Source organism: Enterococcus sp. BWB1-3, assembly GCF_016745275.1.
Classification (GTDB): domain Bacteria; phylum Bacillota; class Bacilli; order Lactobacillales; family Enterococcaceae; genus Enterococcus_L.
Genome location: NZ_JADOEP010000013.1, coordinates 99,981 through 108,872 on the forward strand (window position 1 = coordinate 99,981; position 8,892 = coordinate 108,872).

The following is an 8,892-nucleotide window of genomic DNA, read 5'->3' on the forward strand; positions in this document are numbered from 1 at the left end:
GCAGCCTAATTAATATAAAAAAGCGTATTTTTTCAAGTCAATTCTTTTCTATTTTACTACTTCAAAAGCCTATAAATACTATTAAATTTATCTTACTTCTTTTATTTTCATTTTTCTTCTATTTTTTATATCTCAATCAATTATTGTTCATGATTTATGTTTATGAGATTAGCTTAAATAGGTTTTTACTAAATTAAAAGGTGGTTTTACCATGCATCGTGGCTTAATCTATAATCTTTCAAGCAATATTATCTTCTTTTTAAGCGGTTATATTCTGCATTTCTTTTTGGGAAACACAATGTCAGCTGTTCATTATGGCATTGTTGGAACAATTATCACTGTTTTAGATTTTGAATACATGTTCTTAAGTAATGGAACAAGACAATCTTTGACCAGGGAACTTTCAATGAATCGTTACAATCCAAAAGATATTATCAAAAAAAGTGTGCTCTTTCAGTTTCTACTTATTACATTTTTCTTTCTGATTAATTTTTTCGGTTCACCTATTTTTGCATCTGTCTTAAATGATGAAACCCTGTCTTTTTATTTTAAAGTTGCCTCATTTCTCATCCCTGCCAATGGATTATTTGTTGTCATTTTAGGTATAAACGATGGATTACAAGAATTTGGGAAAAGTGCTTTTTTAAATACTTTTTATCCAATTGCAAAACTTTCCGCCATTCCCTTTATCTTATTTGTTTTCAAAGATCCAGTTGTGGGAATGCAGATAGGCTTTCTTTTCGCGCTGGTGCTGACAATTTTGATTGGTTTAGTTAGACTTTTATCAGATAAAAGTAAATTTTCTTCAAACTTAACAAAGAAAAGTTCATTTTCTGAGATCGCTCATAATACAATGAGCTTTTCCTTTTTCTTCATTATCGTTGCTCTCGTTCTAAGTATTGATACACTCATCGTGAAGTCAGTTGTTACGAATAAATCGATTTCTGGATATTATACAGGAGCTGTCAATTTCGCCAAATTATCCTATTTTCTTTTAACAGCTTTCTTTACAATTATTTTACCAGTCGTGGCGAAACATTTCAGTGAGAATAATTCAGAAAAAGTTTTGAGTACAATCAAAGAAACCTTATTATTGATCTTTATCTTTATTTTACCAATTACTCTGGTTATTTCAGCAACAAGCAGTTCTTTACTAAGGTCCTTCTATACAGAAGAATTTGTACTTGCTGCCATCCCTCTTATGTTGCTGGCAATTTCTCACTTCTTTATGGGATTTACTGTATTTTTCAATATGGTATTGACCTCTATTGGAGAAAATAAATTTTCAAATATCCTTTCATTTATTGCTTTAGTAACAATTATTCCTGTTTTTATTATTGCGGCAAAAGTAGGCGGTATTAATTACATTGCTGCAGCCAGTATAATTGCAACATTTATTACTTCACTGGTATCTGTCTGTGAAGTGAAAAACAAAATTGGAAATGTATTCAGCAAACAGATATACCTAGTTATCGCTTTCAACATAGCACTTTGGGTTACTCTTCGTCTGGTCTTTTCTTATATCAGTATCTCTAATTTACTGATTCTTGCTCCCGTGTATGCAGTAATCTATTTTGTTTTCCTTGGTGTACTACATTTGCTGAAAATCATCAATTTAAAAAAAGTCATCAGCCAGTTTATTAAATAATTGAATACTAATGTCTTCCATTGACTAAAATCATGGCTTTTAGACCAATATTTTCACAACAGCTTTCACTTGATGACCAATTTCGGTACTATAATAAATCACTAGTGTTGCATGAAACAATCGATATTTCATAAAATATTCCTTTATACTTAATCTTGTGTGACTTGTCCAACACCTCATACAAAGGAACAATGGTAGCGGGAAACAATGGCAGAAAGTCCATCAATCCTTTGCGAAGGTCAGTATGACCACAAACTAAGTAACAAGTATCTACTCGGGAAAAATCAACGAACATAGGTTATTCACTCCTTTAAATTGAGAAAGAATTGTTTTAGAAAGATCCGGGAGGAACTGAAGAATAGAGGATGAGGAGTACGAAATAAAGAAGAAACAATCTCTTTCTTTTGATATTTTCAGTATAGAGATTGTTTCTTTCTTTTTCTATGCGGTCTTTTATTTCCCGCTTACGATCTTTTCTTCTTGAGGAACCTATTTCCTCAAGAAGAAACCAAAAGCGACACTGAAAAAGCAATCAGGGTGACATGGATTTCCTCCCCGTTTGCTTTCTCTATAGTATTTCTTTTACCAATACTAGTTGACAATGAGCCTGCAAAAACCAGTTTTTATAGCACTGGCTTTTGCAGAAAGAATTAATCTATGTGACTTATGCTTTTCAACTTAATTATTAGACGCCACAGCTCCTCAAGTGTTCCAGAGCCACACCAAGCCTCTGCGAGATTACTTGAGGCAAATAAATACTGCTTAGAGAATCAGAACAAAGTGAAAATCGTAGGTGCAGAAGCAACTTCTTCGACAGTAAGTCGAAATTTACCAAAAATTTTTGGAGCACCAATTAGGAATCAATCACATCGGAATGAAACATTCCGTGTTTCTTGTCATTTTCGTGATTTCCTTCTTACTGCTTGAAGCTGAGCACTCCTTGCTCATTCTCTTTACTTTAGTATTATTTGCCTACCGTTACTTTGCCCATACTCTTAGCCACTGTAAAGCCGTTTGCTGTATCCATGTAAACATGGATGGTGTAATCGCCGACTTTATTTTTGTGTTTACTGATAGACATAGTCGCTTTATACGTACCATTGCTTTCTTTTGTTGCGGTATACCAAATTAAATCCGACTGATTTGCCTGATTCCATATAGGCACGCGGACACTACTAACTGCAGCTTTAGAATTTGGCATCACAATGACATCAATCGTACCACTTTTAGCTTTACTAGTATCAATTTTAACACTCATTGTCGGCTGACTGACCGTAAATGTATTCGATGCCACATGCTTCATATCGCCATTTGATAATTTCACATAGGTATGAACATAGTAAGTCCCAGCACTTTTATGATTGTTTATATTGATTGAGGCAGCATAGGTTCCAGATGTTGTCTGTGTTCCCGTATACCAGCGAAGATCAGTTTTATTCTTTGCTGCGCTCCAGACAGCAAAATACACAGTTGAAGGTTTTCCATAACCAGCCATATCAAGTTTGATTTCCGCATTAAATGTTGTTTCTGTTTTGGCAGAATCCGTAATGGTTGTTGTTCCTTTAATTGTTCCAAGACCGACAGTCACTCTACCCATATTTTTACCTACTGTAATTCCATTCACTGTATCCATGTAAATATGAACCGTATAATCCCCGATATTGTAGTTGTGTTTAGATACAGACATGATTGCTTTATAGGTTCCATTACTTTGTTTTGTTGCGGTATACCAAACTAGATCAGATTGATTCGATTTGCTCCACATTGGAACCCTAACCCTGCTGATTGCTGATTTTGAGCTTGGTGTTACAATCACATCAAAGGTTCCATTTGCCGCATTACTTTTATCAATAGAAACACTCATTGTCGGCTGACTAACTGTAAACGTATTTGTCGTTATATGTTTCATATCGCCATTGGACAGTTTAACATAGGTATGAACATAGTATATCCCGGAAGCCTTATGATTATTTATATTGATAGAGGAAGTATAGGTTCCCGAGCTGGTTTTAGTTCCTGCATACCAGCGAAGATCTGTCTTATTTTTTTCTGCACTCCATGTTGCAAAATAGACATTGGATGGCGTACCGTATCCCCCCATATTAATTCTTGCTTCTGCTTTATAAGTCGTTTCTGTTTTGGCAGAATCTGTAATGGTTGTTGTTCCTTTAACTGTTCCAAGACCAACAGTCACTTTCCCTGCATTCTTACCTACTGTAAAACCATTTGCAGTATCCATATAAACATGAACCGTATAATCACCGGTATTATTTTTGTGATTGGAAACAGACATGGTTGCTTTATACGTCCCATTACTTTGTTTTGTTGCGGTATACCAAACTAGATCGGACTGATTCGCCTGACTCCACATCGGTACACGGATCCTGCTGATTGCTGATTTTGAGCTTGGTGTTACAATCACATCAAAGGTTCCATTTGCCGCATTACTTTTATCAAAGGACACACTCATTGTCGGTTGGTTGACGTTGAATGTATTCGTTGCTACATGAAGCTGCGTGCTGTTATTCATTTTTGCATAAGTATGAACTGTATAGCTGCCATCAGTCTTATGTCTGGAAATATCAATATCTGTGCTCCATGTACCATCATTGTTCAAAGTTGCCGGATACCAGATAAGATCATCTTTTCCGTTTTTATCAGACCATGTAGCAAAATAAACGTTTTGTGGAATATAACCACCCGCTTCGATCTTAGCCGTTGCACGGAATTTTGTTTCCGTTCCATCTGTATCTGCCACTGACACAGTACCTGTAACCGGAATATCACTGCTCCAATTACTGCCGCCAGTAAACAATCCTAGATAATCTGTGTTGATGTCAAAAGCATGCGAAATACCAGGGAAATAGTAATTTGAAGACCATTGCCAGGAAGCATAGTCGCTATTCCACTTCTGCGATGCAGTTGGTGTATATGGATATTGAGCTACCCAAATATTGTTTTTTCCAAACATTGATGTATTGAACAGCCCGCCATCTGCATCCAGCCAGCTTCTTGACAGATAGTATGCCACCCGGTTGTAACCTAAACCGTTTAATTTTTCCTTGAAAGCATTTGTATTAGAATTTACAGAAGAATTCTTCATTGCTGATTCTTCAATGTCAGAAACCATCACGGTGCTCTTTGAAAGTCCCAAGATACTTGCTTTGCCGGCAAAAAAAGCTGCTTCAGCCTGTGCTCCGGCAGCAGAAGTATAGTGACTGTAATGATAAACAGAAACAGTCATTCCTGCAGCTCTGGCATTTTGAACCTGAGATGCTGCATAGGGATTATAATAGGTAGTTCCTTCTGTTAATTTGACCACTACACCAGTCACACCATAGGTTTTCATCATGTTGTATTGTGCTACACTAATTGTACCGTTGTGTGAGGAAACATCAATGAAATGTGCTGCAGGTCGATTGGCTTCTCCAGCTTGAACTACATCAATGGCGCTTAATGCACTAATTCTGCTTCTTCCTGTTCCTGACAAATCTGAACGATTGGATGGCTCGTAATATCCATTTTCCAAATCGACATCGCTCATTGACTCAGTCATTGATTCTAGCTCAGCAGTTTCCTCTGCCTCTGCTATTTGTTCTGTGCTGCTCACTGTCGGTGCTTCAACACTTTGCTCTTCTGAAGAAACAACTGTCGTCTCCAGATTTGCTATTTCAGAACTTTGACTCAATTCCTGTTCAAGTAATTGTGCAGGAGTTTGGTCAACTTCAACTCCGGAACCTTGCTCTGCCTGAGAAATATAACTAAATTGGATGATAGTCAATGTCAACATTGCAACTGTGAGTATCCCGCTTATTGTTTTTTTCACTGATTCTAAATCTCCTTTTTATTTTTTTACCCAAGCTTCCACTTAATCATTTAACCTGTTCAGAATAACCCTACTGCCGCCAATCATTAGTTAAACAGGTAGCCTCCCCAAATAAAACTGCCCTAGAACATACTTATAAATACAACTCCAAACTAAAGTAATGAAATGTCCATCAATAAAGGATTGTGAAAACTCACTACATCTATCCTACCAAAAAATAATATTCTTTACAATAAACGATATATTAAAGACATAAATGTTTTATCCGAATTAGAACCTGTCTGAGAACCCCAGCAGTGAGGCTTTTTTACAAAAATACCTATGAGTCAGTCCCGTTTAAAGAAGGAATGCTACCACATTCTTCATATTGTCATACGTACACAGCTATCTCTTTATATATGGGATAAATTTTGACAAATGCATCCCCATCAGGGCTTCACATACCATTCTTCTAGTTGTTCCTGCAACAGCAGGACTGGTAATTCTACTAAAAATTCCTATACCAGTAGAAAATCCTTAAATTTACGAGTCTAACACTGTTCGATTCTCGGTACGAACACGTCTATTTGGAAAACCTTGGCAAGTTGTCTCCCCAATCATTTTCAGACAGTCCCTGATTCTTCCCCATTGACTTTAACAAAATCATCACTCTTTTTCAAAAAGAAAGTTCGGTCCATCTGTTATCGACCAGTCAATGATTTTAATGAAGAAAAGTAAATCGTCTAAATTCAAAAAATATTTTTTGAATTTAGACAAGTTGTTATTATTAATAAAGTATATGAGTAGGCAACCACTAAAAAGATTAGCTCTCTTCCTCGATAATTCTATCAAATATTTCTTTATATCTGGCTCCGATTTTACTGAAATCAAATTCATGAGCCTTCTCAATAGCTTGTCGAGAGAGCTTATTTCTCAATTCATCATCATCTAATAAAAGATTCAATTTGGAAACCAAATCCTTTACATTCCCCGGTTCGACAATCAAACCGTTATAATTATCAACTACGGCTTCAGCCAAACCACCTATTTGAGAAGCAACAATAGGGGTGCCGGAAGCCATCGCTTCAATGATTGCGACTGGAAGTCCATCTTTATCCCCATCTTTGGCAACAACTGCTGGAGCACAGAATACATCACATGAAGCGTTCAATACTGCCAGCTCTTTCTTATTTTTCGCCCCAACAAATCTGATATCTGCATCAATTCCCTGAGCAAGTTCAACCAGTTTCGTCATTTCAGGACCGTCTCCAACGATAATCAGTGTTGCATCAACTTTTGCCATCGCTTCAATAAGATAGCGTGTCCCTTTTTTCTCGACCAGTCTTCCTACAAAAAGAATTGTTCCCTTTTTATCTGTGTCAAAAAAATTCTCTACACGATTGGCTGGTGAAAACTGTTCCATGTTTACACCCATTGGTAAAATCTCCACCTGATCAAAGCCAAATTCTTTATGAAGACTTGCTTTTAAATCGGCGGAAACGACTGTTATTGCCGCTGCATCCCCCAAAGCTTTATTCTTCCATTTTTTCACGATCCCTTTATTCAATGAAGTCACATCTCCGCCTAAGCCACTTAGTACATATGGCTTTTTAGAGAAAAGCGACTGAATAATTCCTTGAGGAATAATCCAATTGGCGTGAACTAAATCAACTTTTTTTATTTCCCTTCTGATTGCAAAGAACATACTGATAAAAAGAAAAGGTATTAGCAGTGCGCGTGCTTTCTTTTCCCGGATTCGCGGAACAATCGCACCAGGATAAGCCAAGGTCTCAAGTTTTTTTATTGGAAAGTAACGATATCTGATGACATGCAGTCCTTCCATTTCCTCTCTGTTCAAGGCCCCCCATGCACTGGGAACAAGAACTGTTACATCGTAGTACTTAGCATACTCCTTACATAAATCATAAATAAATTTGGGTTCAGTATCATGCTCATACCTCGGAAATGTTGAGGCTGTAACCAATATTTTTTTCACTTCTCTGTTTCACCGCCATCCAAAAAATAATCTAACGTTTTTTTCACACCATCATCTAATGTAATGAATGTCTTATTTGGTGATACTTCCAGATACCGCTCAATATCCAGCACACTATAGGGAACATCAATATTTCTGGCCTCTTTATAATTAATCTGAAATTTTTTATTAGAAACCTCTTCAACTACATCAACGATCTCATTAATACTGTGACCAATACCCATGCCTAAATTAAAGAGTTTCTCGGAACTGTCATCCTTAGACAACTCAATGATTCCTTCCACAGCATCGTCAATATAAATATAGTCCCGTACAACATCTCCTGCTCCAAAAATGTCTACAGGACAGTCATTTACCATATTGTAAATAAATTTTGTAAGTACGCCTTGATTTCCATGAGGATTTTGACCGGGTCCGTATGGGTTGGCCAGTCGAATAATTTTATAGTCAAGATTGTACAGATGATGATACAGTCGAATATAGTTCTCTATTGTCAGTTTTTGAACACCATAGGAGCTAATTGGGTCAGTTACATCCTCTTCTTTGAAAGGAATACCTTTACTTTTTCCATAAACCGTTCCACCGGAAGAAACAAAGACAAGCTTCTTCACGCCATTGTTCCTGCATGCTTCCAATAAGTTTAAAGTTGGAAAAAGATTCTCTGCCATTTCCTGTTCAAATGAAATCTTAGAAGATGGAATTGTCGTGCTGATCAAATGATAGACTATATCTATATTTTTGGTTAAGCTGTCAAAATCAGAATAATCTTCAAAGTTTCCCTCCACACATTCTATCTCAACACGATCGCCGGAGAATTCTGAAGCAATTACCCGATCAAATATACGGATTGTGTGATCACCACTTCCATGTAACTGCTTTACTAGATTTTTCCCTATAAACCCGGATGCCCCTAAAACTAAATATCTCATTGCAATTTCTCCAATTCTTTAAAATCATTTACTGACGAACTGATTGATAAATATCTGTATCCTTTTCCAGAATACGATCATCAAAAATAACAGAAACAGTGCTCCAAGAGCAACAAAAGTAAATAGTTGCAGTCCTTTCGGGGAGTATTTGAAAATAACCTCGCTTTTACCTGCTGGTACCTCAATAGCTCTAAATAAATAGTTGCCTTTATAAACAGTTGTTTCTTTGCCGTTTATAAAGGCTCTCCAGTTGCCATCGTTGTATTCATTCATTACCAACATGCGATTTTCCGAAGAATCCACAGTTAATTTGACCGTTCCATCTTTTTCCCTTTCCTCAACAACCACTTTCTCATCATCAGATAAAGGTTTCGTTTCATCGATAATTTCTGGCTCTATAATTTATTGGACTGATAGAAAAAAATCTATCGGTCCTATTTTCTTATTAAAAAACAAGGAAGACACACAACATTTCCGCTAGAATAGAATCACCACAAAACCAACTAGAAAGGAA

General features: G+C 36.5%; 5 protein-coding genes. 1 reads left to right on the top strand and 4 read right to left on the bottom strand.

All coding sequences use genetic code 11. The features are described from left to right. Positions 1-211 precede the first annotated feature (211 nt). Positions 212-1,648 (top strand): oligosaccharide flippase family protein, encoded by a 1,437-nt coding sequence (locus IW492_RS10490; protein ID WP_202067574.1) that lies wholly within the window; start codon positions 212-214, stop codon positions 1,646-1,648. A gap of 964 nt (positions 1,649-2,612) precedes the next feature. Here the strand turns inward: IW492_RS10490 and IW492_RS10495 are convergent. The 4 genes from IW492_RS10495 to IW492_RS10510 form a co-directional block, all read right to left on the bottom strand. Continuing rightward, on the bottom strand, positions 2,613-5,474 hold the full coding sequence (locus IW492_RS10495) for a GBS Bsp-like repeat-containing protein (RefSeq protein ID WP_202067575.1): 2,862 nt from the start codon (positions 5,472-5,474) through the stop codon (positions 2,613-2,615). A gap of 802 nt (positions 5,475-6,276) precedes the next feature. Then, positions 6,277-7,449, bottom strand: coding sequence for a glycosyltransferase (locus IW492_RS10500; protein WP_202067576.1), 1,173 nt, complete (start codon positions 7,447-7,449; stop codon positions 6,277-6,279). Then, a complete protein-coding gene (locus IW492_RS10505) occupies positions 7,446-8,378 on the bottom strand; it encodes an NAD-dependent epimerase/dehydratase family protein (RefSeq protein WP_202067577.1) in 933 nt (310 codons plus the stop codon). The genes IW492_RS10500 and IW492_RS10505 overlap by 4 nt, the downstream gene beginning before the upstream one ends. Before the next feature lie 24 nt (positions 8,379-8,402). After that, positions 8,403-8,726: a YfhO family protein gene (locus IW492_RS10510; RefSeq protein ID WP_202067578.1), complete on the bottom strand. Its 324-nt coding sequence runs from the start codon at positions 8,724-8,726 to the stop codon at positions 8,403-8,405. Between the last annotated feature and the right edge of the window lie 166 nt (positions 8,727-8,892).